A 25,980-nucleotide genomic window follows, 5' to 3' on the forward strand; every position below is an offset into this window, starting at 1 on the left:
AACCGGCCTGCTCGCCATGGCGTACGCCGGCTTCTACCCGCAGGTCAGCACGGACGCGGCCGGTGACGTGCCCGAGGCCATGAGCGGGTTCGGCTTCGACGACCCGACCTCGGCCGCCGGCTACCTCCAGGGCGCGGTGTTCGGGCTGCTCGTCCCGCTGCTGGCCACCTTCTACGGCGCGGCCACCGGCGCCCGCATGATCTCCGCCGACGAGGAGTCCGGCTACCTGGACCTGCTGCTGGCCCATCCGATCGGACGCACCCGCCTGCTGCTGCACCGCTTCGCCGCCCTCGCGGCCGGAGCCGTCGCGATCGCCGGCGCGGTGCTGCCAGCGATGCTCGCCGTCCGCACCGGCGCCGGACCGGACTCCGTCGCCTTCTCCGGCTTCGCCGCCCAGACCCTCAACCTGGCACTGCTGGCCCTCGTCTTCGGCGCCCTATCCACCGCTCTCGGCGCGGCCACCGGGAGAGGTCGCGCGTTCGTCTTCGGCGTGACCGCCGGGGCGGGCGTGCTGGCCTACGCCCTGAACGGCTTCCGGCTCGCCGACGCGGCCGTGATGGGCCTGGCGGTTCGGCCGCCGCGACCTCGGCCGCTGATCGCGCCTCCCACCGGCCTCAGCGCCACCATTGGAGCCCGGTGGGGGCGCTGCGCAGCACGTTGGTCCCGCAGTGGATGGACCCCAGGCGGACGTGGTAGTACCAGGCCTCCACCCAGCTCACCCGGTAGCCGATCCGGTCGGCGACGGCCTCGGTCCAGGCTTCGAAGAGGTCGACCTTGCGCTCGGGGATCTGCAGCTTCCGCCAGGCACTTCCCCTGAGGAAGCCCCGCGAGTCGAACGCGCCGGGGTTGGCCCGGACGATCTCCTGCCGGATCTCCCCGCGATCGCTGTCCTTGGGCCAGCCGTCGCGGAACGCGGAGGTCAGCTTCTCGGCGTCGTCCCCGGCGAGCTCGCCCGCTATCGAGCCGGGACGCGCCCAGTGGACCGTGCGGTCGAGTCCGCGGGAGCGCAGCCACTGCGGGGTGAACCGCGCCGCCTTCACGTCCCCGACCTGCTCGGCCACCGCGCGCAGCACCCGGACGGCCGCCTCGACGTCCATCCGCGGGCCGTGCGGCCGCGGGACCAGCAGCCAGGGGGCGGCGACCTGGAGGTTCGCCAGGTTCGGGGTGAAGGCGGCGGTCTGCTCGGCGAGGGCCGACCGGTCGTCGAAGACGACCGGGAGCTTGAGGATGGGGATCGCGCCGTACTCGGTGGTGAGCTTCTCCTCGGTCTCGGTGAGCTGCCCCTTCGCCGGGATGGACGCGCCGTCCGGGCCCGTCCGGGGGCCGGCCGGTTCGGGGTCCTCCAGGTCCTCGTTGGTGCCGTCGCGGAAGTGGTCCAGCTCGAAGATCGAGATGCCGGCCGGCAGCGAGGGGGTGGAGGGCCGCCAGGGCGAGTCGGGCAGCGGGAGCGGGGAGTTCTGGATCGGGCCGATGAGGACCCGGTACAGCGCCGCCATCGACAGGTAGATCTCCGGCGGCTCGATCGGCAGGAGCTGCCCCTTCTCGTGCTGGTGCAGCCACTGCATGCCGCGGAGCAGATGGGTGACCGGGTTCGCGCCCTCGTAGGTGAGGCGGGTGCGGGGCGTGGGCAGCCAGTTCTTGTACCGCGTCAGCTCGCCGGGCGACAGGCCCGCCATGAACTCCTGCCGCGCGGCCTCGATCAGGCGGAGCGCGACGAACGGCGAGGATCGCAGCACGGCGCCCTTCTGGCTCTGCGGGTCGCGAAGGTCGGGGACGAACGCGAGCACCTCGTCGACGTGGCCGACGTCGAGCCAGCTGGTGTCGACCTCCAGCGTCCGCTGGCGGCCCTGCGCCTGCCCGCGCAGGAAGGCCAGCAGCTCGGGGTCCATGTCGGTGGCGGTGGACCCGTCCGGCTGCGGTGTGGTCTGGTTGCCGACGACCACCACACCGGCCGGGGCCTTGGCGTGCGGCGGCCCGACCTCGATGTTGCCGCCGAAGTTGTGGCTGGAGTGCCACTGCTGGAGGCGCTTCTCCAGCCGCCCCACCTCCGCCTCGGACATCAGGAACTCCTGCTGCGGCAACCTGCCCACGGCGGGCAGCCGCAGCCGGAGCTGGGGCGCGCCCTGCGGGACCGGGATCTCCCGCCTGACGTCCTCGACCTGCTTCTCGGCGTTCTGGACGAGCCGGCCGAGCCTGTCGTGCTGCTTGAACCAGGGCGAGTCCGGACGTTCGGCCGCCGACCTGGCGACCTGCTTCAACCGGCCGGCCAGCGCGGACAGCTCGTTGCGGGCGCGGAAGAACTCGACTGTCGCGTCCCCGAACAGCGCCACGGTCGTGTTCAGCTCGACGTCGGTGCCGATCCGCGCGATGGACTCCATCAGCTGCCGGCGCAGCATCTTCACCCGGATCATGATCACCAGGGCGCGGTCGCTGCCGGCGAAGCCGAGCCGCCCGGTCGTGCCGTCCGGGGAGGTGATGGTCAGCTCCCTGTCCCAGAACGACTGGCAGACCCCGAGGTTCCGGCTCGGGAAATGGCCGGTGACCACCGAGCCCAGATTGGGCGCGACGACTCCCCGGGCGGCGTCGGAACGGGTGCGCGGCGTGTGGAGGAGCACGCGCAGCGGGCCGTCCGGCGTCTCGGTGAAGGCGAGCTGGTACTGGTCCTGGATCCAGCTGTCGCCGCCGTGCGCCTCCATCGGGATGAGGGTCGGCGCCACGCCGAGCGGCTGGAGCGCGGCCCGCACCTCGGCGACGGCGGGACCGTTGTCGTCCAGCGGCCTGGCCGGATCGTCCGCGGTGACCTGGCACATGTAGAGCCGTTCCAGCGCGCCCGCGTTCCCGATCAGGACGAGCGGGGACAGGGTGAACAGCACCTCGTCCTCGACCACGGTGCCGGCGGGGTCGTCGCGCTCCAGCCAGACCGTGACCCGGCCGCCCGGGAGCGCCGGGGCCGGTCCGCTGAGCACCGTGGCGGCCGACGGCGCGGCCGGCAGGTCCACCGCCTCCAGCGCGAGCCTGCGGGGGAACGGGGCGACGGGCAGGCGGAAGCGGACCCGGTCGCCCGTCCCGGCCCCGGCGAGCCGCCGGCCGGTGGCGTCGACCACCGCGCACCGCAGGGCGTCGGCGCCCCGCAGCACGACGAAAAGCGGTCCCGGGGCCGCGGTGACCTCCTCGACGAGGAGGCCGGCCGGTTCGTCGTCCCCGGCCGTCTTCACCGGAAGCTCGCGGTCCAGCCGGACGGGCTCGCCGGGGGTGACCGCCGTGGGCAGCCGCCGGGCGTCGCTGTCCAGGTTGGCGCGGACCAGCGCCCCCGGCGGCGCCTGCCGCCGCGCCCACTCGCCCGGCCGCGCGGTGAGCCTGCCGTCGCGGTCGAAGTCGGCGTGCAGCCGGTAGGCGGTCATCGGCCGCTCGCGGCCTCGTGCCCGGAGACGGGGGAAGCGTCCCCGGGTACTTCGGTCCCGGCGGCGGCCGGCCCGGCCGCCGGCGCCACCGGAGCGCCGGGCTTCAGCGCGTCCCGCAGCGGGGGCACGTCCGAGACGTCCTGGACCAGCACCAGGTCGGTGGGGACGACCACCTCCCAGGGCTTGGATCCCGCCGGGTACGGGACGCCGTTGTCGAGCTTGCCGAGGTTGGTGGTGATCTCGTCGATGATCGGCACGTACAGGTCGTCGTCGATCCGCGGCACGTCGTTGCCGTCCCAGATGTTGCCGGTGTAGACGAAGTAGGCGACGGCGCTCTCGAAGCCGGGCCGGACCGGGACCTGGACGCGCGCGGCGCCGGCGCGCAGGAAGGCGGCGAAGTCGGCGTCCGGGTCGGTGACGTTGAGCGCGGAGATCCACCGGGCCCGCCGGCCCCACATGTGGGGGTAGCAGACGTAGAGCATGTTCTGCCACTCGAAGGCGTTCTCCAGGAACCGGATGAACTTGCCGTTGGCGTTGGCCTTGTCGAGGTCCAGGATCGGCTCGGGCGGGGTCTTGGGCACCGGCGGCTGGAAGGAGTCGAGGTTCAGGTCGGGCTTCTTGGCCAGCATCATGATGACCCACTTCTTCAGCTCGTCGCGCTCCACCCGCCGGTTGACCAGCGGGTTGCGTCCGAACTGCTGGTTGGTGCTGCGCTGGAGCTCGCGCTGCGCGGCCCGCTCGTTGTACTCCGCGAGCTGCTGCTGGTAGGCGGCGATGACGGCGTCGTAGACCGACTGTTGCCACCGGGCCTCGGCCTCCGGCGTGACGACGCACTCCACGTCCACGCCGACCGACCAGCACAGCGCCGTCACCGCGATCGAGATCGACAGCTCCTTCTCCGCGGCGGCGGTCCCGCTCTTGGCGCCGAAGATGTCGGTGTAGACGTACAGCTGGCCGCCGATCACGATGTGGAAGTTGTGCACGCTGCCGGCCTCGAACAGGTGGGTCGCCTGCACGGTCACGCTCTTGGCCGCGTACCCCTCCGGGATCTCGATCTTGCCGGAGCGGCCGAAGTTGGTCGTGGTGGTGCCGTCCTGCTTGTCGGAGAACGTGACGGTGCGGGTCGACGGCGGCGGAGCGGGCGCGTTGACGACGCGGTACCGGGCGACGAACTCGGTGTAGTTCCAGCGGGTCAGGTAGGACGGTCGCAGCGGCTGCCCGTCGGGGGTGGCCGGGGCCTGCGGCTTCACCAGCTCGCTGTCCTGCGGCGGGTTCTCCACCAGCCCGTAGAGGTAGTAGGCCGCCGGCTCGGGCACGACGAAGTCGAACATGAACCGCTGGCCGTAGTTGAAGACCTGCGCGTCGTAGACCTTGTTCAGCCACCGGTAGATGCCGCGGACGTGCTTGGTGAAGTTGTTGCTGAAGGCGTGCCGGTTGGTCTCCTCGAACTCCTCCAGCGTCCGCCGCCGGACAAGGCTGCGGACGCGCTCGCGCACCTTCTCCGCCGTGCGCTGCGTGACCTCCTGGCTGAACGAGGAGGCCTTGCGCTGGGACTCCTCGGTCGAGGTGGAGCTGCCGGCCTTGACGCTGGAGGAGAACGACGCGGCCGGGCCGTAGCTGCCGCTCACCTGGAGCCCGGCCTCGATGTCGAGCTGGCTCTTGACGTGCTTCTCCGCCTCGTTCTGCAGCTCGTCCCGCTCGGTGGACTGCAGGTCCCGCTCCTTCTCGGTCTCGGTCTCCGTCTCGTCCTCCGTGGTCACCTCCACCTGGGTGAGCCGGCGGGTCGAACGCTCCCGGGTCTCCCCCGCCATGATGTTCTCGACGTGGGCGAACTCCCCCAGCTCGTAGGCCTTGATCTTCTGCCGCACCACCAGCAGGTCGGCCAGGCCGGCGGCGGAGTGCTGGGGCGCGGGCGGCGGGTCGGCGGCGAGCCCCTCGCCCCCGGCGCCCATGGCCCGGTGGAACCGGTGCAGGTCGATCTCGCCCCCGTCGAAGGCCAGGGTCCCGCCCGGCCGGACGTCCGCCGCGACCTGCCCGGCCGCGTGGTGCAGCTCGGCCTCGATCGCGGGGATCGCGCGGAACGGCCGCAGGTCGCCGGCGAGGAGGCCCAGCCGGTCCAGCACTCCCCGCGTCCGCTCGCCGAGCCCCGCCACGGCGTCGGCGGAGAGCTGCGGCTCGGCACTCGCCGCCTCCGGGGCTTCGGCGGCGGCGCCCGGAACCGCCGCCGCGGTCACCGACGAGAAGACCAGGTGCCTGCCGTCATGGACCAGCCGGAGCAGCTCCCGGTGCGCGCGTCCCAGGTCGTCAAGCCACGTCCGCGCCTCGTCATCGCTTTCCGGCGGGACGGGCGGCGCCGGTACGGACGCCCGAGCCGTGGGGAGCCGCGCGAAGAACGCCGGCAGCGTCGCCGGGGCGCCGATGACGTCTCCGAGTGACCGCTCCGGCCCGAACGCCGCGGCCGTGGCGGCCAGCCCGAGCAGCTTGGCGTCGAGGAGGTCCCGCTCCGCGGTCCCCGCGGCGTCGCCGCGCAGCGCCGCCACCAGCAGCCGGTCGCTCAGCTCCGCCCGGACCGCGGCGAACTCCGGGGCCTCGACGAGCTCGTCCAGGGACAGTCCGTAGGCACGCGAGACGCAGCCGCCCAGGTCGGCCTCCTCCAGCGTGCTCTTCTCGTTCGCGTAGAACCAGGCCCGCAGCGGGGCGAGGTCCAGCTCGGCGGCGCGCGCGGCCTCGTCCGGCGGCTGCCGGTCGCCGGCGATCTCGCGGAGCCCCTCCCTGCCGGCGCCCGCCGCCGCGGCCTCGGCGAGGCGCCGGTACAGCCCGGACGACTCGACCATGACCGGCAGCCCCGCGTGGGTCGCCTGCTTGCGCGCAGGGCGCACGGTCATGAACCGGAATATGCCTTCACTCGCCATCGAGGTTCCTCCACGGTCTTCCCGGCCGCCGTTCTGGTGGACGGCTGCGAGCGGCTCACCGAAGAGTGCGCTGAGTAGCCGCCTTGCTACATCGTGGAAACCACTACCTTCGGTGGCCGGACCGCGCCACTCGGTTGCGGGAAACCCCGAGCACGCCCCTCATCTGCGTGTGGAGGAGGTCATCCCTGGTCGAAAAGGCGGGTTCGGTGGGCCCACGCGGCGGCTTCCAGACGGGTCGTCACACCCAGCTTGGCCAGGATGTTCGACACATGGACGCCGGCGGTCTTGGCGGAGATGAACAGCCGCTCGCCGATCTGGCGGTTGCTCAGACCGGCCGTCAGGAGCTCCAGCACTTCGAGCTCCCGGCCTGTGAGCCCGGCCGGGGCCTCCTGCCGGGCGGGCGAGGCGGTCGCGCCGAAGGGCAGGCGGGACCGCTTGGCCAGCTTCTCGACCTCGGCGCGCAGGGGCGCGGCGCCCAGGCCGGCCGCGATCGACGCCGCTTCGGCCAGGAGGACGGCGGCCTGCTTCCTGTCCTGGGCGGACAGGGCGGCGCGGGTGGCGCGGACCAGGGTCTCGGCCAGGGCATGGGGCTGCTCCAGGTCGCGCCACGCCGCTATCGCCTCGTGCCACGCGTCGAGGCCGTCCTGCCTCGTCTCGGCGTCGAACGTCGCCCGGTACGCCCGCTGGAGCCGCCCGGTGACCGTCAGCTTGCCGCTCCAGGTGATCAGCCGCTCCCTCGGGCCCCCGGCGCGCGGGTGGTCGTTCAGGCCCTGCGTGGCGGCGAGCAGCAGGGGCCAGCCGTACCGGGGGCTGACCAGCAGATCGTGGTCGTCGAGGACGTGGCCGATCATCGCGGCCACCGCGCCCGCGTCCTGCCTGGCCCGGGCCAGCCTGCACTCCAGCAGGTCGGGTTCCAGGCACGACTCCTCCCCGCGGCTGTTGCCGCGCATGACGGCCCTGGCCTGCCCGGCCGCCGCCTCGGCCCGGTCGAACTCCCCCCGCCTGAGGTCGACGGTGGCCTGGATGATCCGCAGGTACGCCTGGTAGAGCGGCGGCGGCGCCAGACTCAGCGCGTTCCGGTTGACCTCGCTCGCCTCGTCCCAGCGGCCGAGTGAGAGCAGCGACTCCGACAGGTTCGGCGCCAGGAGCGTGCCGCGGGTACGGGCCAGTCCGAGACCGTCCGCGAGGGCCATGCCCTCCTGCGCGACCTGCGCCGCCCGGGCGTGCTCGCCGGCGGCCTCCAGCGCGTCCGACTCGGTGACCGCCACGAGGAGCCGGGTGTCATGCGCCCCGGCGTCGGAGGCGGCCGCGCCGGCCTGGCCGAACAGCTCGCTCGCGGCCGCCAGGTCCGCGTTCGCCGCGGCCAGGGCGGCGAGCGTGACGAGCGCCTTCGCCTGGACGACGAGGTCGCGGGTCCCCCGCCCGATCTCCAGCGCCTCCTCGGCCGACGCCCTGGCCGGCGCGAGCCGTCGGTGGTTGCGCTCGGCGGTGGCCAGCTCGGCCAGCACCCGGCCGCGCACCGCGGAGGGCGGGGCCGACGGGAGCGAGCGGGCGGCCCTCATCAGGTCGGGCAGCGGATCCTCGCCGTTGCGGTCGCGCATCGCCGCCCGCGTCTCCAGCAGCGCCGCGGTGCGCTCGGGGCCGGGCGACTCGTCCAGCGCGGCGGTCGCGACCGCGATCCCGGCGTCCAGTTCGCCCGCGTTCAGGCAGGCTTCGGCGGCCATCTCCATGACCGTGGCCCGGTCGGCGCCGATCCGCTCCGGCAGATCCGGCAACCGGTCCCACAGCCGCAGGACGCGGTCCAGCATGCGGTGGCGCTCCGCGTACGCGTACGCGCGGCGGGCCGACTCGGCGGCCTGCCAGGCGGCCTCGGCGGCGCGGGCGTCCTCGCCGGCCGCGTTCCAGTGCACGGCGATCTCGACGGGCGCGCGGTCCGCGGGGACCAGCCGCCGGTCGGCGCTGATCGCCTCGGCGCAGCGCCGGTGGAGCCGGACGCGCTCGCCCGGCAGCAGCCCCTCGTAGACCGCCTCGCGGATCAGGTCGCGGCGGAAGGCGTACCCGCCCTCGACCACGTCCAGGAGCCTGCGGCGCACGAGCGGCCGCAGCGCGTCCTCGAACTCCAGGTCGCCCATCCCGGTGAGCGCGGCCAGCAGGGCGTGGTCCACGGGCCCGGCGGCCACCGCGGCCGCGTGCACGACCCGCCGGCTCGGCTCGGGCAGGCGCTCGACGTCCGTCCGCAGCAGTTCGCGCAACGACCGGGCCGGGGCGTCTCCGGCGTCCACCAGGGCCTCGACGAACAGCGGGTTCCCTCCGCTGCGGCGGAAGATCCGGTCCACCCTCGGCGCGTCGGGCTCGTGGCCGAGCAGCGCGGCGACCTGCCGCTCCACCGCGTCCCTGGCCAGCCCGGCCAGCGCGACGCGGTGGACGTTCTCCCCGCGCGTGACCAGCGGCCGCAGCGGGTGCGCGGCGATGATCTCGTCGGGCCGGTACGTCCCGACCAGCAGCAGGCCGGGCCCGCTGACGTTCTGCGCGAGGAAGGCCAGGAGTTCGCCGGTCGACCGGTCGGCCCAGTGCAGATCCTCCAGCACCACGACCAGCGGCCGGTCGGCCGCGCCGCCCTCCAGCAGCAGGAGGACCTCCTCGAAGAGCCGGGCACGGCCGAGGGTCCGGTCCGGGTCGCCGTCGTCCTCGCCCAGCTCCGGCAGCAGCCGGGCCAGCCCGCGACGGCCGCCGCCCGGAAGCAGGCTCGTCGCCGCGGGGACTCCCATCGCGCGGACCAGCCGGCGCAGGGCCGTCACGAAGGCGCCGAAGGGCGGCCCGTCGACGCCCAGTTCGGTGCACCCGCCCGTCACCGTCCGCGCGGAGGACCCCAGCCCGGACGTGAACTCCCGGACCAGCCTGGTCTTGCCCATCCCGGCCTCACCGCCGACGAGCACCAGGGTCGCCGCGTGCCGGGCCTCGCCGTGCGCGGCGAGCAGCGCCGCTCGCTCCGGCCCCCTGCCCACCAGCACCGGGCTCACCAAACGGCTCGCCATGGCCACAGAATAGCCCGCGCCCGAAATCTAAAGAGCCGATGCCGGTTCGCCTGGGGCATCAGCCCAATGTGCCGGGTCCCCGCGCCCGAGATGCTGGACGGACACCGAACCGAAAGGCACACCTCATGCGCATCCGCACGCACATCGCCGTCAGCGTCGACGGTTTCATCGCGTCACGGGAGGGGCTGCCGACGATCCTGACCGCACCGGACTTCGAGTCCGGCGTCTCGCACGGCCATCCCGAGTTCATCGCCGGCTGCGGCGCGGTGGTCATGGGCCGCAACACCTTCGCCCCGGCGGTCGGGTCGTCGCACTGGCCGTGGCCGAACCTGCGGGTCTTCGTGCTGACCGGCGGCCCGCTCCCGGAAGGGACCCCGGCCGACGTCGTGTCCGCCTCGGACCCCGCCGAACTGCACCGGCTCATGCGCGAGGCGGACTTCGCCGGCGACGTGCACCTGGTCGGCGGCCAGCAGACGATACAGGCCTTCCGCGACATCGACGCGCTCGACGAACTCGGCGTGGTCGTCATGCCCGTCCTGCTCGGCGACGGCCTCAGGCTCACCATGGACAAGAGCGGCACCACCCCCCTTCAGCTCACCGGCTCCCGCACCTTCCCCGACGGGTCCGTCGAGCACCGGTACACCGTGGTCCGCGACCGCGACTGACCGGGCGCACCGGCGGCAGGCCGCGGTGGTCCGGTGAACGGGCCACCGCGCCGCACGCGGCTTCCGAGGGGTGTGACGGAGAACGAATCCGGGTTATGTTGATCTCCAATTCCGCGCGGACCGGTCCACCCTTTCCGAAGATGTGAAGGTGGTGCAGGCATGACCCCGAACCCTGCGAACTTCCGTGACCGCGGCTGGTGGCGGGACGAGACCTTTCTCGACGACCTCCGGCGGCATGTGCGCGAAAGGCCGGAGAAGACGGCGGTGGTCACCCGGCGCCAGTCCGACGGGCGGACGCACCGGCTCGACTACGTGCGGCTCGCCGCCGCCGCCGACAGGTTCGCCGGCGCCCTGGTCGAGCTCGGGCTGCGGCCCGGGGACGTGTTCGCGGCGCAGCTCACCGACCGGTGGGAGCTCGCCGCGATCACGCTCGGCTGCATCCGGGCCGGGGTCGTGTACTGCCCGCTGATGAAGACCTACCGGCGCCGCGAGCTCGACGTCATGCTGCGCGTCACCGAGGCAAAGGTCCTCGTCACCATGGCCGAGGACAACGGGGACCGGCTGGGTGAACTGGGGGCCGAGCTCGCCGCCGAGCTGCCGTCCCTGGGGCGCGTGTTCGTCGCGGACGGCCAAGGACAGGACGGCACCGAGGACTTCGAGTCGTTCTTCTTCGGGACCGCCTGGGAGGAGCGGCACGGCCACCTGCTCGACGAGCGGGAACTCGGCCCCGACGACCCGTACCTCGTCCTGTTCACCTCGGGCACCACGAGCGATCCCAAAGGGGTCCTGCACAGCCAGAACACGCTGTACGCCGCCGTTCGCGGCGAGGCGGAGACCTTCGGTCTCGACGAGACGCTCGTCATGTACACCACCGCGCTCTACACGCACTACACCGGTGTCGTGCAGGGCATGCTGATGCCGCTGTCGCTGGGCGGCACCATGGCGTTCCAGGACGCCAAGGAACCGGGTGCCGCCCTCGACCTCATGGCCGAGCACGGGGTCACGTTCTTCTACTGCGCGCCCTTCTACCTGCTGAGCCTGATCAAGGAGCAGCGGTCCGCGCCGCGCCCGCTGCCCGCGCTGGCGTGGCTGGTCAGCGGTTCGGCGCCGATCCCCCCGTACTTCATCGGCGAGACCGCGAGCGTCTTCGGGCTCCGGTTGTACTCGCTGTGGGGGATGACCGAGAACGGACCGGTGACGATCACCCGTCCGGACGACCCGGAGGACTGGGCCGCCCACAGCGACGGCAGTCCCATCTCGGACATGGAGCTGCGGATCGACCCCGTCTCGGACCGGACCGGGGGCGAGGGCGTGCTGTGGGTGCGGGGGCCGACGCAGTGCCTCGGCTACTACCGGCGGGACGAGCTGTACGCGGCCGACCTCGACGAGGACGGGTGGTTCAACACCGGCGACCTGGCCCGCGACGACGGCCGCGGCGGAATCCGGATCACCGGCCGGGCCAAGGACATGATCCTGCGCAACGCGAACATCGCGCCGGTCACCGATCTGGAGTCGATCATCGGCCGGCACCCCGGCGTGCGCGACGTCGCGGTCATCGGCCTTCCCGACGAGCACGAGGACGAGACGATCTGCGCGGTGGTGGCACCGGTCTCCGCGGCCTCCCCGGTCACCCTCGAGGAATTGCAGAGTTCGCTGGACGAGGCGGGGATGACCAGGGCGTACTGGCCGCGGCGGCTGGAGGTGCTGGAGGTCCTGCCCACGACCGCGACCGGGAAGATCCGCAAAGAGGAGCTGCGGCGGCGCTACGCGCGGGCGGAGCCGGCCCCCCGGTGACGGCGGCGGCGCGGTGACGGCGGCCGCGCCGGGTCACGCCACGACGCGGACCCGGGTGAGCCACCGGTTCAGTTCGAGGAGGTAGGACAGGCCGATCGCGGAGGTCCGGGCGGTGATCGGGCCGGGCAGCTCGTCCAGTTCGGAGGTGACCGCCCGGCGGACCCTCGCCCGGTCCATGAGGTCGAAGAGCGGGGCCCCCGGCTCGTCGAGCATCTCGATCACCAGGTTCTTCAGCGTCTCGACGTAGCCGGGGTCCCGGCTGGCCGGGTACGCGCTCTTGGGCCTGTTGACGATCTCCTCCGGGAGCAGGTCGGCGCAGGCCCGGCGCAGCAGCGCCTTCTCCGTCCCCCCGTCGGCCTTCAGGTCCGCGGGCACGTTGAACAGGTACTCGGCGAGCCTGTGGTCGGCGAAGGGGACCCGGACCTCGAGGCCGACGGCCATGCTCATCCGGTCCTTGCGGTCCAGCAGCGCGCCCAGCCAGCGGGTCAGGCCGAGGTGGAAGACCTCCCGCTGCCGGCGTCCGGTGCGGTCCTCGCCGTCCACGTGCGGGACCTCCGCCAGCGCCTCCCGGTAGCGGTCGGCCTCGTAGTCGTCCGGCCGGATCGCGCGCCTCACCTCCTCGCGGAGCAGGAACTGCGGCTGGCGCCGCGCGTACATCCAGGGGAACGACGCATGCCGGACGTACCGGTCGTCGACCTGCCAGGTGTAGCCGCCGAACATCTCGTCGGCGGACTCTCCCGACAGGGCGACCGTGCAGTCCGCCCGGACCCCGCGGAACAGGTGGTACATCGAGATGTCGAGGTCGCCCCAGCCGGGGAGGTCGCGCGCCCGCAGGCCGCGGTCGATCCCCTCGACGAGGCTGTCGGTGCCGACCTGGACGACGGAGTGCTTGAGGCCGAGCCGTTCGGCGACCAGTCGCGCGTACGGCTCGTCGGGGCTGGGCCGCCAGAGGTCGCTCCCCGGCCGGGCGGGCGCCGGGACGCTCACCGAGTAGCTGGTCAGCTCCCCCGCGAACTCACGCGCGGCGAGGGCCGTGATGGCGCTGGAGTCGATTCCCCCCGACAGCAGCGTCCCGACCGGGACGTCCGCCACGATCTGGCGGTTGACGATGTCGGTGAGCAGGGAGCGGACCTCCTCCGTCGTCGTGCGGAAGTCCTCGGTGTGGGGACGGGCCTCCAACCGCCAGTACCGGCGCTCGCGGATACCGGAGGCGTCGGCGACAACGAGGCACCCCGGTTTGAGTTCCCGCATCCCCCGGTAGACGGCGTGGCCGGGCGTTCTCGCGCGCGGGACGGCCATCAGCTCGGCGAGGCCCTCCAGGTCCACCTCGGCCGTCATGCCGGGATGGGCCAGCAGCGCCTTGGGCTCCGATCCGAAGATGATTCCGTCGCCCAGCCTCGCGTAGTAGAGCGGCTTTATGCCGAGCCGGTCCCTTACCAGAAGCAGTTGTCGCGCGTGCTCATCCCAGATGGCGAACGCGTACATTCCGTTGAGGCGCGTGACGAGATCCGCGCCCCACTGGAGATAGGCCGTCAGCAGCACTTCGGTGTCCGAGCGGGTGGTGAACGACCAGCCGGCCGAGCGCAACTGCGCACGCAGTTCGCGGAAGTTGTAGATCTCGCCGCTGAACGTGATGACGACCGGCTCGCCGGCGCGCCCGCTCCGCGGCATCGGCTGGCGCCCGCCCTCGATGTCGATCACGGCGAGGCGCCGGTGGCCCAGGGCGGCGTGGCGCGAGAGCCACGTCCCCTCGTCGTCCGGGCCCCGCGGGGCCTGCGTCCGCGTCATGGCGGTGACCACGGAGCCCTCCCGGGAGAGGTCCCGCGTCCAGTCGGCCCATCCGGTTATGCCGCACACGTGCGCTCCTTCCGTCGTCTTCTTGGTGGGGCGCGGATCAGGCGGAAAGGAGGCGGCTCCGCGCGAACGCGAAGAGATCGGGCAGGCCCGCGTTGACGAATTCCCAGTCGTGCCCGCCGGGCCGTTCCCGGTACCGGTGGGGAATGGAACCGCCCGCGAGCGCCTCGCGCATCCTGCGGTTCATGTCGATCATCCGGGGGTAGTCGTCCAGGCCGATGTCGAGATGCACCTCGATCGGGTACCTCGCGTCCCGGTCCCGGACCGCGCGGTACGGGTCGTACTCGCGCCGGACCCCGCTGCCGACCGGCCCCCAGACGCGCTCGTGGTCCCTCGCGGTCGGCATGGCCAGCCGCCGCCCCTCCCGCAGGTGGCCGTAGGGATCGCCCTCGCGTAAGGGGGCTTCGAAGGCACCGGCGCTGCTGCACACGACCGAGAACACCTCACCGTGCCGCAACGCCTGGTAGAGGGCCGCGGCCCCGCCCATGGAGAATCCGCCGATGCCCCGCCCGTCCCGGGACGCCGCGGTGTTGAACGTGGCGTCGACATGGCCGACGACCTCCCCCACCAGGTAGTCCTCGTAGCGACGTCCCCGTGCGTCGTTGATGAACCATGAGCGCCCGGATTCGGGCAGCACCACGACCAGCCCCGCCGAATCCACCGCGGGCGCGAGGTCGCCGCACTGGAGCCACGTGTTCCGGTTGCCGCCGAAGCCGTGCAGGAGGTACAGCACGGGAAAGGCCCGCCCGGCCGACGAGTAGCTGGACGGCAGGAGGACGTTCACCGACTTGTCCCGGCCGATCGCCGCGCTCCGCCAGGTCTCCGTCAGGACCTTCATCGCGGTTCCGCCCGGGTCTCCCCCAGCCGCCTCCGGTCGATCTTCCCGGTACCGGTGACCGGGAGCGAGGCTCTGACGTGGAACCGCTCCGGGACCATGTAGCGCGGGATCTCGGTCAGGCAGTGCCGGCGCAGCGCGGAGACGTCGAGCGGGTGCGCCTCGGGCACCACGAACGCCTCGATCACCCGTTCCCCGGTGCCGTCGTCGACGGCGACGCACGCGGCCTCCCGGACGTTCTCCGCGGCCGACAGGACCGCCTCGATCTCACCGATCTCGACGCGGTGGCCGCGTATCTTCACCATGTCGTCCTCGCGTCCGCAGAACACGTAGTTCAGCTCGTCGTCGAGCCGGACCAGGTCCCCGGTCCGGTAGGCGTCCAGCGGCTCCGCGCCGTCCCGGGGGATCGGCATCGTCCTCTCCGCCGTGAACTCGTCGTCCCGCCAGTAGCCGAGCATCACCGAGTCCCCCGCGACGCAGAGCTCCCCGGACGCTCCCGGCTCGTGCTCCACCGGGCGCCCGGCGCCGTCGACGATGAACGTCGCCGCGTACGGGCAGGCCCGTCCGATCGGCACGGGGTGCCGGCGGCCGGCCTCGACGTCCGACTCGCGGACGCGGTGGAAGACGCAGACGTTGGTCTCCGTCGGACCGTAGAGGTTGTAGAAGTCCGCTCCAGGAATGAGCGCGTGCAACTCCCGGAGCCGGGCGATCGGGAACGTCTCACCGGCGAAGAGGACGACGCGCAGCCGCGACTCGGCCAGCAGCCCGCCGTTCTTCGCGGCGAGCATCCGTGTCAGCGCGCCCGGGACGGAGTACCAGACGGTGATGCGCTGCTCGACGACGAACCTGTTGAGGGCGCCTCCGAGCCCGACGTGGCTCTCCGGCACCAGCACCACGCAGCCGCCCGCCATGCAGGTCGCGAACAGGTCCAGGACGGACAGGTCGAAATGGAAGGGCGCGTGGCTGGAGACCCGGTCGGCCGGGCCCAGACCGAATTCGTCGACCGCCCATTCCACGAACGCGCGGGCATTTCCGTGGGAGAGCACAACGCCCTTAGGGACGCCCTTCGACCCCGACGTATGGAGGATGAAGGCCGGGCTGTCGGGATCGGGAAGCGGTTCGGGTGCGTCCTCCGCCGGGGCGGCGAGCGCCTCCTCCCAGGCGGTCACGGACGCGTCCGCAGAGGGGCCGACGGACACGATCCGGCAGGAGACGTTCTTCCGCAGCCATTCCACCCGGTCGTCCTGAGCGATCACACAGGCGGCCTCGCAGTGGGCGATGATGTGGCCGGCCCTCTTGTAGGGCGCGCTCGGGTCGATGGGCACGTACGCCGCGCCCGCCTTCAGCACTCCGTGGACGGCGACGACCGACTCGATCGACTTGTGCAGCCACAGGGCGACCCTGTCGCCGGGGACGACTCCGCCGTCGAGCAGCGTGCGGGCCAGGGCCGAACTGCGCCGATCCAGCTCGGCGTAGGTCAACGCCTCGCCCCGGAACTCGACCGCCGGGGCGTCCGGCCGCTCTCCGGCCCAGTGGCGCAGGCGGTCGCCGAGACCGTTCACCTTCCCTCCCCGTCGCCCTCGGTGTCCGGCCAGGCGAGGCCGAGCTTCCCGGAGATGATCACTCGCTGCATGTCCGAGGTGCCCGACGAGATCGTCATGCCGAGGGCGTCCCGGAGGTTGCGTTCGGCGCGCCCGTCGGAGGAATAGCCGAGCGCCCCGTACACCTGCATCGCGCTGGTGAAGGTCTCCGCCGCCGCTTCGCTCACGTACAGCTTGCCGACCTCGGGAAAGATGGACGCCTCCGGGCTGTCGAGCTCCGCCGCGGCGCGGTGCAGCAGCATGCGGGAGATCTCCCAGCGGATCCGCATGTCGACGATCCGGTTGGAGACCGATTGGTACCGTCCGATGTGCTTGCCGAACTGGCGCCGGCGGCGGCAGAAGCGCGTGCACTCGTCGATCTCCCGCCGCATGACGCCGAGCCACGGCGCCAGGAGGAGAGCACGCTCCCACGCCATCGTCCGCGCGAACACGGCGGATCCCTGCCTTTCGGCTCCGAGCCGCCGGGAGGCGGGAATGCGGCACCCGTCCAGCTCGACCTCACCCCAGCGGGCGGTGCGGAGTCCCATCTTCTCCGCGTGCTCCTTCACCGACACGCCTGGATCGTTCCGCTCCACGATGAAGGCGGTGACGCCGGTGAATCCGAGTTCCGGGTCGACGGTCGCGTAAACGATGAAGACATCGGCGACGGGCGCGTTCGTGACGTAGCACTTGCGTCCGGTCAGGAGATAGGAGTCACCGTCCCGCTCGGCGGTGGTGGTAAGCGACAGCGCGTCCGAGCCGCTTCCCGGCTCGGTCATCGCGTTGGCCCCGATGAGACGGCCCGCGGCGAGTCCGGGCAGGTACCCGCGCCGCTGGTCCTCGTCGCCGAACTTCCAGAGCGGCACCTCGACGGCCAGGACGTGGGCGCCGATCGCCATCATGAGACCGTTGTCGAGGCACCCGTGGCCGAGCCCCTCCATCGCGTGGACATAGTCGACGGGACCGCATCCGGATCCCCCGTATTCGGACGGCAGGAGCAGGCCGAGCACACCCTGCCCGGCGCAGCGCGACCAATCGTCGCGGCTGAACGCCCCGGCCCTGTCCCGCTCGGTCACGTCCTTGCTCAGCGCCTCTTCGCCGAACGCGCGGAAAGCGCGGTACAGCCCGTCCTGGTCGCCGTCCCATTCGAACCGCATGGCTCTCCAATCCCCCGAGCGGGATGTCATGCCATATCGAGAATCGCCGGCGGCGGGACGGTCGCCTCCACCGCGCGGAATCGCAAGCGTCGCCCCTCCGGTCCGCCAGGCGGCCGCGGGAAACCCGGCCGCGCCGCACCGATCGCTGTCATTGTGCATCCGTGAAGCGATCTTGAGAAGCCCAACTTCTGCCAAATGGCCGCCGGCGGCGGGCTCCGTACGGCCTCTTGCGCCCCCCGGACGCCTGTCGTACGGTACGGACCGTCAGCCAATCGAAGCGGAAAACGTTCCGGCCATGGACGGCCCGCCACCGGTTCGTCGGCAAGAACCGGGCCTCGGACGGCCAGGCCGCCGGTAAGCGATGCGCCGTTCCCTTCAACGGGCGCCCTCCATCCGCGGGTATCGATTCCCGTCCTGCCGACTCACTCCCGCCATTCCCGGGCCGACGCCGCAGACGAGGTGCATGCCATGGATCGTGCCAGCAACGTGGATCCGTCGGCGCAGATCAAAAGCATCATGATCCGCGTTCTCGATCTGGACATCGCCCCCGAGCGACTGGACGACACGGTCTCGCTCTACTCGCCGGTCGTGGGCATGGACTCCCTGAGCCTGCTGCACACCCTCGTGGAGATCGAGAAAGAGTTCGGCATCGAGATCGACGACGAGGACGTGATGCTCGCCGAACTGCGGAACGTGGGAAGCCTTGTCGACATGATCAGCGGAATCATCGGCGCGGAGGGCGGAAAAGCGTAACATGCGCGATGTTTTCGAGCTGGACCGGGACCTGGTTCCCACGCACTGGTACAACATCCTCGCGGACCTTCCTATCGAGGTCCCCCCGGCACGGCCGGCGCCGCCGAGGAACGGCGGTTCGGCGCCGCTGCAGCCGCAACTGCCGCTGTCGATGTACCGCCAGAGCATCGGCCGTGAGCGCTACGTCGAGATTCCCGGCCCCGTTCGATCGGAGTACCAGCGCTGGCGCCCGACGCCCCTTTTCCGGGCGTCCAGGCTGGAGAACGCCCTCGACACCCCGGCGCACATCTATTTCAAGTACGAAGGCACCAGTCCGTCCGGCAGCCACAAGATAAACACCGCGCTGGCACAGGCCTATTACTACGCCAGATCCGGCGTCAGGGAGATGGTGACGGGAACCGGCGCGGGCCAGTGGGGCACCGCGCTCGCGATGGCCTGCCACCCGTACGGGATGGCGTGCACCGTCTTCATGGTGCGGTCCAGCTACGAGCAGAAGCCGTACCGGGGCACGCTGATGCGGTTGAACGGCGCCGAGGTCGTCCCGAGCCCCAGCACGAGGACGGAGGTGGGCAGGGCCGCCCTGCGCGCCGACCCGGATTCGCCGGGCACCCTAGGGATCGCGAACGCCGAGGCGATCGAGTACGCCAACAGCCGGAAGGAGGCGCGGTTCTCGATCGGCAGCGGAGAGAACCACGTCCTCATGCACCAGACGGTCATCGGCGAGGAGGCCTTGCTGCAGATGGAGCTGGCCGGCGAGTTCCCCGACGTCGTGATCGGCGCGATGGGAGCGGGCAGCAACTTCGCCGGCCTGACCTTCCCCTTCTACCGGGCCGCGCGGGCGGAGAACGCCGGCACCCGGTTCCTGGCGGTCGAGCCCGACGCGTGCCCCAAGATGACCAGGGGCAGCTACATGCTGGACTACACCGACTACTCCGGAGTGACCCCCGCGGTCAAGATGTACACCCTGGGGCACACGTTCACGGCCTACCACATCCACGCCGGGGGCCTGCGCTACCACGGTGCCGCTCCGATCGTCAGCGCCATGTACGACAACGAGTTGGTGGAGGCGACCTCCTACTCCCAGACCCGCGTCTTCGAGAGCGGTGCCGCGTTCGCCAAGGCCGAGGGCCTCGTTCCCGCCCCCGAGTCGGCTCACGCCGTCGCCGCCGCGATCGACGAGGCGGTACGAGCGCGCGAGGAGAACAGGAAGCGGGTCGTCCTGGTCGGTCTCAGCGGGCATGGGCTGCTGGACCTCGGCGCCTACGAGAGCCACCTCTCCGGAGAGACCGTCGACGTCGCTCCCACCGACGAGGAGATCAAGGCGTCCCTGCGCCTCATCGAATCGCTGTGACGGGGGTCGGCACGCCACCGGCGGTGACGTGCCGAACTCTCCTGTCGGGACGTGCGGGTCAGGGAGCGGCGGGGGCGCGGACGCCCAGCTCGGCCAGGACGGCCGCACCGTTGGACCGGGTGATCTCGACCCGGATCTTGTCGATCGGGGTGCCGGCGTCGACGCGGAACCAGGCGAGGTCGTCTCCCCAGCGCACGGTGTAGTCGAGGTCCCCGACCGCGTGCCACGCGCCGTCCGAGGCGGTCCGGACCTTGATCTGCGCCGCTTCGGCGTAACCCGGCTTGAGCGCCATGCCGGCCTCGGCCACCCGGGTCGGCTCGTCGAACGTGATCGTGTACTGGGCGGGGGCCGCCGTGGCCTTCCAGGCGGCGTCGTAGTAGCCGACCACGCCGTCGATCGGGCCGGTGCGCCCCACGTTCGGCTGGCTCGGAGTCGTGTATAGCAGGTCGGTGTCGATGCCGAGCCGTCCCGCGGCGTTCAGCGCGGCCAGGTCCACGCGGCGCGGGTCCGCCGGCTCGGACCGGATGCTCGCGACGTCGACGAAGTCGCCGACCAGCTGGCTCCGGGCGGAGTCGAAGCCGAGCACGAGGACCCGGCCCGGGGAGACCTCCGCGACGGCGGGGTTGGCCTGGTCGCCCGTCCCCGAGTCGTACACCAATTCGCGCGGCGCGCCCGTCCACGGCCGGTCAGGGTGCCGCAGCACGGCGCCGACGGTTCCGCGGCGGTTGGTGAAGTGCCCCGACAGGTCGCCGTAGGCGAGGAAGACGTCGCCGTTCCGCAGGACCTCGGTGTGGGCCGAGGAGGTCACCAGGTCGATCTCCGCCGGGGGCGTCCAGGTGCGGCCGCCGTCGCGTGACCAGGACTCCTGGGAGTGGACCGCGCCCATCGTGGAGGCTCCCGTGCCGATGCGCAGCAGGGCGTGGACGGTCCCGTCGCGCAGGACGGTGAGCACGGGCTCCTGGTAGTGGGTGCCCTGCGCGGACGCGATCAGCGACTCGGTGCTCGCGTGCCAGGACGCGCCGCCGTCCAGGCTGCGCACGACGGTGGCGCGCTGCCAGCGGTCGTCGGGGACGGTGCCGTAGAGCGGGATGATCAGTTCACCGGAGGGCAGTTCCTTGATCTGGCCGTGGCTCGCCGCCCATCCCAGCTCGTAGGTGTCGACGATGTCGGACTCGCCGCTCATCGAGGTCTGCACCGCCGCGGGCTCGGACCAGCTGGCCCCGCCGTCGTCGCTGTGCCGGACGAACTCGCCCATCGGCTCGGGCGGCGCGACCGAGTAGTCGATCTGGAACCAGCTCAGCAGGAGCCTGCCCGAGCGGAGCTGAGTGATCATCGGGTCGCGGTCGTCGTACGGGGAGTCGTGGACGGCCTCGGGCGGCGACCAGGTGCGGCCGCCGTCCCGGCTGTCGAGGATCACCAGCCGGCCGTCCTGGCCGGTGTGCCCGGCCCCCTCCCGCGCCACCGCGACGAGGGACCCGTCATCGAGCCGTTCCATGTTCGGGAAATGCAGTTTCTTGCCCGGGGCGGCCTGCGCCACGATCACGTCGGGACGGTCCGGGGCCGATGGAGTGGGCGGGTTCGCGTGCGCCACGGCGCCCGGAAACCCCAGCGTGAGCAGCGCGCCTACGGCGATGGCAATACCTCGATGCATTCGCATGGTTCCCGGATACAACACGGAATACCATTCCATGTCAATGTTCGAATTCGGTCAGTAGCGGGCCCGGATCGGGTGGCGTTCCACGGCGCGGCCGCCGTCCGCGAAGTACAGCTCGCTCCACATGTTGGTCGTGCCGCAGGCGTGGTTCGGAACGACGCGCAGCAGGTCGCCCACGCGCAGGCCGGCGGTGCCGGGCCCGGTGAGGTAGCCGTGCTCCTCGTTGCCGCCGGCGAACTCCACTCCGTCCAGCGGGCCGCCCTCCGCGTCGCACACGACGCCCAGGGATCCGGCGGTCGCGACGGAGTCGGAGCTCATGGCCTTGATCCCCGCGTCGATGATGACGGTCCCGGGGCGCTGGGCGCTGGTGACGCGGGTCAGGACGGTCTGCGCGCACTGGTCGATCCCGGCACTGCCCAGGCCGACCTGGTTCGCGTCGAAGTAGACGTAGGTACCGGGACGCGCCTCGGTGACCCCCGCGGCGAACGGCGCGGACGTGGCGCCGGGCGTCGAGCCGACCGAGACCAGGGAGCACTCGTGCCCGGCGGCGCGCAGCGCCTCGGCGACCTGCGCCAGAGTGCGCCCGGCGAGGTCGCCCGCCGCCTCCAGCCCCGGGCGGTCGGGACCGTGTGCGGCGAGGTGCCCTTCATGGGTGAGGACGCCCCGCATCTCCAGCGCGGGCAGCGCGCAGAGCGCGCCTGCGGTCTCGACGGCCCTGTCGGGGTCGACGCCCGCCCGGTGCAGGCCCGTGTCCACCTCAAGGACGAAGGGGACGGTGACGCCGCTGGAGGCGGCCGCGTCCGAGAGCGGCACCGCGACCTCCAGCGAGTCCAGCGCGATGGTCAGGCCGCCCCGGGCCAGAGCTCGGACGGCGAAGGCCACCTTGGCGGGCCCGACCGGCTGGTGCGCCCACAGGACGTCCTCGACGCCCGCGTCCTGCAGCAGCCGCACCTCGGCGGGCGTGGCGCAGGTGAACCCGATCGCGCCGTGGGCGAGCTGGCGCCGCGCGACCGCGAGGCACTTGGAGGTCTTGAAGTGGGGCCGCAGCGCGACCCCGGCGGCGCCGATCGAACCCGCCATGGCGGCCAGGTTGGCCTCCATGCGGGCCCGGTCGACGAGCAGCGCCGGTGTCGGCAGGGCGTCCAGTGGCAGCCCTCCGGGCGGGAAGCCGGCGCTCATGCCAGTCCCATCTGGGGCCGCGGGTCCCCGTCCAGCAGCCACTCGACGGTCTCCTTCTTGATCTCGGGGAACCCGGAGGGGCGCTGCCCGGCCATCTCGCGCAGCCCGGCCACGGCCTCGGCGGGCGTCCAGAGCGGGAAGTCGGAGCCGAAGACGAGCCTGTCGACCACGTCCCACTCCTGGGCGCGGGCCAGCGCCAGGTAGCCGTCCATGGGACGGGCCCAGCACGCCGACACGTCGGAGTACACCCGCCGGTTCTTGCGGAGCGTCACGATCGTCTCGCGCTGCCAGGGATGCCCGAGGTGCGCGATGATCTGGACGAGGTCCGGGTGGCGGCGCGCGACGTCGTCCACGACCAGGGGGTTGCTGACCGACAGGTCGCCGGCCGGGCTCGGCGTGGCGCCCATGTGCCACAGGACGGCCAGCCCCGCGTCGGCCGCGGCCCGGTAGAACGGGTCGTGGGCGGTGTCGCGCGGATCGAACAGCGCCAGCACCGGGTACAGCTTGATGCCGCGCAGCCCGCGCGCGACGCCGTCGGCGAGCTGGTCGAGCACGTCGGGATCGGCGGGGTCGAGCGCCATGAACCCGATCGTCTCGGTGGCGGTCTGCGCGCAGAACCGCTCGGTGTACTCGTTCGGCGTGAGGATTCCGGCGGCCGTGGCGCGAATGCCGAACACGCACGCCGCGGTCACGTCCGCCATCGCGCGGTCGTAGTCGGCGGGAGTGAACTCGTGGGCCCCCCGTCCGTAGACGGGCTTCCAGTGGCGGTCCCACTCGTGGCCCCAGTGCTCGGGCCGCTGGCAGTGGGTGTGGAAGTCGATCAAGCATCCTCCCGGGTGCGGGGCGCGCCGGAGCGCAGGGACGAGCGCAGGTACTCCAGGGCGGCGACGACGTCGGCGTCGGCGGCGAGGCCGGCCGCCGCGGCGCGCAGCCCGTCCAGGTAGCGGGCGCGGCGGTCGCCGTCGAACTCGGCGGACGGCCCGGACACGCTGAGGGCGGCGACGCAGCCGCCGTCCACCTCGACGGGCACGGCGACGCAGCGCAGGCCGATGCTGCCCTCGTTGTCGTCGAGGGCGTGGCCGCGCTCGGCCGTGGCCCGCAGGTCCTCGGCCAGGGCGCGGGCGGTCGTGAGGGTGTGCTCGGTGCGGGCCGGGAAGGGCTCGGGCGGCAGATGCGCGGCGACCTTCGACGGGTCGAGCCGGGCGAGCAGCATCTTGCCGAGTCCGGTGCAGTGGGCGGCGTCGCGGGTGCCGGGCACGGTGTGGAAGCGGATCGGCCGGTCCGGCTCGCGGACGCACACGTGCAGCACCTCCCGGCCGTCGAGCACGCCGAGGTTCGCGGTCTGCCCGGTGGCCTCGGCGACCTTCGCCAGGTGGCCGCCCGCCACCTGGGACAGGTCCAGCCCGGTCAGGTACGCGGTGGACAGCGTCAGCGTCTTGTGGCCGAGCCGGTAGGCGGGCCGCTCGTCGGCGCGGACCACGTAGCCCATCTCCTCCAGCACGCCGAGGAGCCGCACCAGCGTGCTCTTCGGCAGGCCGGTGCCGGCCGAGAAGTCGTTCAGGGTGAGGGTGCCGCCCTGCGCGGCGAGGCGTTCGAGCAGCGCCAGGCCCCGTGCCAGGGCGTTGGCGTGGTAGTTGGCCGCCGCCGGGCGGTCGTCGTCCACGTTGGCGCGGCGGGCCGCGGGCCGCGTGCCGGCGGCTCTCGTCCCTCGGGCTCTGTCCATGGGTGCCTCGTCTCTGTTCTGGGGATGCGCGGTTCAGGGGACGCGCAGGATCTCGCCGGGCCGCGCATCGCCATGCGCGCCGTCCTCGACGACGGCGCGGCCCCCGACGATGACCGCGCGGATCCCGTCCGGATACCGCTGGGGTGCTGCGAACGTAGCCCGATCGACGATGCGCGCGGGGTCGAAAACGACGATGTCCGCGTGCGCCCCCGGCTTCAGGACGCCGCGCCCCGCGAGCCCCGCGCGTTCGGCCGGCGCGGACGTGCACTTGCGGACCGCCTCGGCGAGCCCGAGCCGGCCCGGCCGGACGTACTCGGCGAACAGCCGCGGGAAGCAGCCGTAGGAGCGGGGGTGCGGCGTGCCGCGGCCGGTCGGCCCGGCGGGGTCGAGGGCCTGGCCGTCCGAGCCGATGACGCCGGCGGGATGGGCCAGCGCGTCGGCGAGGTCCCGTTCGCTGCGGCCTCCCGCCACCATCTGGACGGCGTTGCCGTGCTCGGCGACGAGGTCGAGCGCGAGGTCCGGCGGGTCGGTCCCGGCGTCGGCGGCGAGGGCGGTGACGGCGCGTCCCCCGACGACGATGTCGTCCCACGAGTTCGGCATGTCCCGCCACCCGTCGCGGACGCGGGCGCGGACGGCGCGGTCGGTGAGCCGGGCCCGCATCGCCCTCTCGCCTCCCTCCTGTGCCCATGCGGGCAGCAATTGCGACAGCGGCGCGTTCCCCGCGAGATAGGGGTAGATGTCGAAGCCGACGTCCAGCCCGGCGGCGCGCGCGGCGTCGATGAGCTCCAGTGCCCGCGCGACCGAGCCGTGGTTGCGCCGCCCGACCGCGACCAGATGCGAGATCTGGGTGCGGCAGCCGGTCGCGGCCGCGACCCGCAGCGCCTGCCGCACGGAGTCGAGCAGCCCGTCGGCGTAGTCGCGGACGTGCCAGGCGAACAGCCGGCCGTGCGCGGCGGCCGTGCGGCCGAGCGCCTCCAGTTCGTCCTCGCGGGCGTAGCAGGCCGGTGCGTAGACCAGCCCCGTGGAGACGCCGGCGGCGCCCGCCGCGAGCGCGTCGCCGAGCAGACCCCGCATGCGGTCGAGCGCGGCGGCGCCGGCCGGGCGGTCGCCGAAACCGACGGCGGCGGCGCGCAGCGGCGTGTGCGCGACGAGCGCGGCCACGTTCACGGCGGGGCGCGCGGCGTCGAGCGCCGCCAGGTAGCCAGGCATATCGGTCCAGTCCCAGCGGACGGCCGGATCCAGGTCGAGGTAGCCGGCGGCGGCGCGCAGCGCTTCCCCGTCGTCGCCGGCGGCGGGCGTCACGCCGAGCCCGCAGTTGCCGACCACGACGGTCGTGATCCCCTGCCGGACGGCGCTGCGCGCCTCGGGGGCCGACAGGAGGGTCAGGTCGGAATGGGTGTGGACGTCCACGAACCCCGGCGCGACGACGTGCCCGGACGCGTCCATGGTCCGGGCCGCGGGGCACCCGGCCAGGTCGCCGATCCGCGCGACCCGCCCACCGGTGACGGCGACGTCGGCGCGGCGCGGCGCCGCCCCGGTGCCGTCGGCGAGCGTCCCGCCCGCGATGAGCAGATCGATCACGGCGCCGCGGCCTCCGGGCGCAACCGGAACGTGGCCCCCACCTCGACCGGGCTGCCCGTGGGCAGGGCGGCCACGCCGAGCGCCACCCGCGCATGCCGCCCGGCGCCGTCGCCGAGCACCTCGGTGAACAGGGCCGTCGCCGCGTCGGCCACCAGGTGCTGGTCGGTGAACCCCGGCGCGGAGGCGACCCACACCGACACCGCCTCGACGTGCTCGACCGCGCCGAGCCCGCCGGCACCGGACAGCTCGTCCCGGACGGCGGTGAGGACGTTGCGGGCGCACTGCCGCGCGCAGGCGCGGGCGGTGTCGAGCGTGACCTCGTCCCCGACGCGGCCCTCGGCGAGCAGCCGGCCGTCGCGGACGGCGACCTGGCCGGAGGCGATCAGAACCGCGCCCGAGCGGCGCGCCGGGGCCACCGGCGGGCGCTCCCCCGCGGGCCCCGGGTCCGGGGAGGCGGCGGCCAGGCGCTGGTCGGCGTCGTGCATGGTGACTCCTTCGATGGCGAG

17 protein-coding genes and 1 pseudogene are annotated in these 25,980 nt (G+C 72.9%); 5 read left to right on the forward strand and 13 right to left on the reverse strand.

Features of this window, described 5'->3' with window-relative positions; genetic code table 11:
- Positions 1–16 precede the first annotated feature (16 nt).
- Positions 17–817, forward strand: a complete 801-nt coding sequence (locus tag BJY14_RS47620; protein ID WP_376769991.1) for an ABC transporter permease subunit — start codon at positions 17–19, stop codon at positions 815–817.
- Between the two features lie 862 nt (positions 818–1,679).
- On the opposite strand, the pseudogene BJY14_RS47625 reads toward BJY14_RS47620, so the two are convergent.
- The 3 genes and pseudogenes from BJY14_RS47625 to BJY14_RS46295 all read right to left on the reverse strand — a co-directional run.
- Positions 1,680–3,401: pseudogene (locus BJY14_RS47625) on the reverse strand (protein-arginine deiminase family protein); the annotation flags it as partial.
- Entirely contained in the window at positions 3,398–6,286 is a 2,889-nt protein-coding gene (locus BJY14_RS02030; protein WP_179842004.1) for a hypothetical protein, read from the reverse strand. The pseudogene BJY14_RS47625 and the gene BJY14_RS02030, both read right to left, overlap by 4 nt.
- Positions 6,287–6,492: 206 nt before the next feature.
- Positions 6,493–9,348: an ATP-binding protein gene (locus BJY14_RS46295; RefSeq protein ID WP_179842005.1), complete on the reverse strand. Its 2,856-nt coding sequence runs from the start codon at positions 9,346–9,348 to the stop codon at positions 6,493–6,495.
- Between the two features lie 125 nt (positions 9,349–9,473).
- On the opposite strand from BJY14_RS46295, the gene BJY14_RS02040 reads away from it, so the two are divergent.
- Together BJY14_RS02040 and BJY14_RS02045 are read left to right on the forward strand one after the other, a co-directional pair.
- Positions 9,474–10,013: a dihydrofolate reductase family protein gene (locus BJY14_RS02040; RefSeq protein WP_179842006.1), complete on the forward strand. Its 540-nt coding sequence runs from the start codon at positions 9,474–9,476 to the stop codon at positions 10,011–10,013.
- Positions 10,014–10,172: 159 nt separating this feature from the next.
- Positions 10,173–11,807 (forward strand): AMP-binding protein, encoded by a 1,635-nt coding sequence (locus tag BJY14_RS02045; RefSeq protein WP_179842007.1) that lies wholly within the window; start codon positions 10,173–10,175, stop codon positions 11,805–11,807.
- A gap of 33 nt (positions 11,808–11,840) precedes the next feature.
- On the opposite strand, the gene asnB is transcribed toward BJY14_RS02045, so the two are convergent.
- Genes asnB through BJY14_RS02065 form a run of 4 tightly spaced genes read right to left on the reverse strand, consistent with a single transcriptional unit; the run spans position 11,841 to position 17,233 of the window.
- A complete protein-coding gene (asnB, locus tag BJY14_RS02050; RefSeq protein WP_179842008.1) occupies positions 11,841–13,664 on the reverse strand; it encodes an asparagine synthase (glutamine-hydrolyzing) in 1,824 nt (607 codons plus the stop codon).
- Positions 13,665–13,701: 37 nt separating this feature from the next.
- The gene (locus tag BJY14_RS02055; RefSeq protein WP_179842009.1) at positions 13,702–14,499 is read right to left on the reverse strand and encodes an alpha/beta hydrolase; all 798 of its coding nucleotides are present in this window, start codon (positions 14,497–14,499) and stop codon (positions 13,702–13,704) included.
- The gene (locus BJY14_RS02060; protein ID WP_179842010.1) at positions 14,496–16,058 is read right to left on the reverse strand and encodes an amino acid adenylation domain-containing protein; all 1,563 of its coding nucleotides are present in this window, start codon (positions 16,056–16,058) and stop codon (positions 14,496–14,498) included. Before BJY14_RS02060 ends, BJY14_RS02055 begins: the two co-directional genes overlap by 4 nt.
- On the reverse strand, positions 16,055–17,233 hold the full coding sequence (locus BJY14_RS02065) for an acyl-CoA dehydrogenase family protein (RefSeq protein WP_179842011.1): 1,179 nt from the start codon (positions 17,231–17,233) through the stop codon (positions 16,055–16,057). The genes BJY14_RS02060 and BJY14_RS02065 overlap by 4 nt, the downstream gene beginning before the upstream one ends.
- Before the next feature lie 468 nt (positions 17,234–17,701).
- On the opposite strand from BJY14_RS02065, the gene BJY14_RS02070 reads away from it, so the two are divergent.
- Complete coding sequence (locus tag BJY14_RS02070) at positions 17,702–17,986, forward strand: acyl carrier protein (RefSeq protein ID WP_179842012.1); 285 nt, start codon at positions 17,702–17,704, stop codon at positions 17,984–17,986.
- 1 nt (position 17,987) lies between these two features.
- On the forward strand, positions 17,988–19,337 hold the full coding sequence (locus tag BJY14_RS02075) for a TrpB-like pyridoxal phosphate-dependent enzyme (protein ID WP_179842013.1): 1,350 nt from the start codon (positions 17,988–17,990) through the stop codon (positions 19,335–19,337).
- Between the two features lie 58 nt (positions 19,338–19,395).
- On the opposite strand, the gene BJY14_RS02080 is transcribed toward BJY14_RS02075, so the two are convergent.
- The 6 genes from BJY14_RS02080 to BJY14_RS02105 are packed head-to-tail and all read right to left on the reverse strand — an operon-like array spanning position 19,396 to position 25,959.
- Positions 19,396–20,988 carry a sialidase family protein gene (locus tag BJY14_RS02080; RefSeq protein ID WP_179842014.1) on the reverse strand — a complete coding sequence of 531 codons (1,593 nt, stop codon included), beginning with the start codon at positions 20,986–20,988 and terminating at the stop codon, positions 19,396–19,398.
- 57 nt (positions 20,989–21,045) lie between these two features.
- Entirely contained in the window at positions 21,046–22,170 is a 1,125-nt protein-coding gene (locus BJY14_RS02085; protein ID WP_179842015.1) for an alanine racemase, read from the reverse strand.
- Positions 22,167–22,994 carry an amidohydrolase family protein gene (locus tag BJY14_RS02090; RefSeq protein WP_179842016.1) on the reverse strand — a complete coding sequence of 276 codons (828 nt, stop codon included), beginning with the start codon at positions 22,992–22,994 and terminating at the stop codon, positions 22,167–22,169. Before BJY14_RS02090 ends, BJY14_RS02085 begins: the two co-directional genes overlap by 4 nt.
- Positions 22,991–23,893, reverse strand: coding sequence for an IclR family transcriptional regulator (locus BJY14_RS02095; RefSeq protein WP_179842017.1), 903 nt, complete (start codon positions 23,891–23,893; stop codon positions 22,991–22,993). Before BJY14_RS02095 ends, BJY14_RS02090 begins: the two co-directional genes overlap by 4 nt.
- A gap of 33 nt (positions 23,894–23,926) precedes the next feature.
- Positions 23,927–25,474: an N-acyl-D-amino-acid deacylase family protein gene (locus BJY14_RS02100; RefSeq protein WP_179842018.1), complete on the reverse strand. Its 1,548-nt coding sequence runs from the start codon at positions 25,472–25,474 to the stop codon at positions 23,927–23,929.
- The gene (locus BJY14_RS02105; protein ID WP_179842019.1) at positions 25,471–25,959 is read right to left on the reverse strand and encodes a RidA family protein; all 489 of its coding nucleotides are present in this window, start codon (positions 25,957–25,959) and stop codon (positions 25,471–25,473) included. Before BJY14_RS02105 ends, BJY14_RS02100 begins: the two co-directional genes overlap by 4 nt.
- Between the last annotated feature and the right edge of the window lie 21 nt (positions 25,960–25,980).

Origin of the sequence: Actinomadura luteofluorescens, from assembly GCF_013409365.1 — a bacterium.
Taxonomy (GTDB): domain Bacteria; phylum Actinomycetota; class Actinomycetes; order Streptosporangiales; family Streptosporangiaceae; genus Spirillospora; species Spirillospora luteofluorescens.

Coding starts and splice junctions, on each gene's coding strand:
- BJY14_RS47620 (WP_376769991.1), top strand. CDS start 17: ATGGCGTACGCCGGCTTCTACCCGCAGGTCAGCACGGACGCGGCCGGT.
- BJY14_RS02030 (WP_179842004.1), bottom strand. CDS start 6,286: ATGACCGTGCGCCCTGCGCGCAAGCAGGCGACCCACGCGGGGCTGCCG.
- BJY14_RS46295 (WP_179842005.1), bottom strand. CDS start 9,348: ATGGCGAGCCGTTTGGTGAGCCCGGTGCTGGTGGGCAGGGGGCCGGAG.
- BJY14_RS02040 (WP_179842006.1), top strand. CDS start 9,474: ATGCGCATCCGCACGCACATCGCCGTCAGCGTCGACGGTTTCATCGCG.
- BJY14_RS02045 (WP_179842007.1), top strand. CDS start 10,173: ATGACCCCGAACCCTGCGAACTTCCGTGACCGCGGCTGGTGGCGGGAC.
- BJY14_RS02055 (WP_179842009.1), bottom strand. CDS start 14,499: ATGAAGGTCCTGACGGAGACCTGGCGGAGCGCGGCGATCGGCCGGGAC.
- BJY14_RS02065 (WP_179842011.1), bottom strand. CDS start 17,233: ATGCGGTTCGAATGGGACGGCGACCAGGACGGGCTGTACCGCGCTTTC.
- BJY14_RS02070 (WP_179842012.1), top strand. CDS start 17,702: ATGGATCGTGCCAGCAACGTGGATCCGTCGGCGCAGATCAAAAGCATC.
- BJY14_RS02075 (WP_179842013.1), top strand. CDS start 17,988: ATGCGCGATGTTTTCGAGCTGGACCGGGACCTGGTTCCCACGCACTGG.
- BJY14_RS02080 (WP_179842014.1), bottom strand. CDS start 20,988: ATGCATCGAGGTATTGCCATCGCCGTAGGCGCGCTGCTCACGCTGGGG.
- BJY14_RS02085 (WP_179842015.1), bottom strand. CDS start 22,170: ATGAGCGCCGGCTTCCCGCCCGGAGGGCTGCCACTGGACGCCCTGCCG.
- BJY14_RS02095 (WP_179842017.1), bottom strand. CDS start 23,893: ATGGACAGAGCCCGAGGGACGAGAGCCGCCGGCACGCGGCCCGCGGCC.
- BJY14_RS02105 (WP_179842019.1), bottom strand. CDS start 25,959: ATGCACGACGCCGACCAGCGCCTGGCCGCCGCCTCCCCGGACCCGGGG.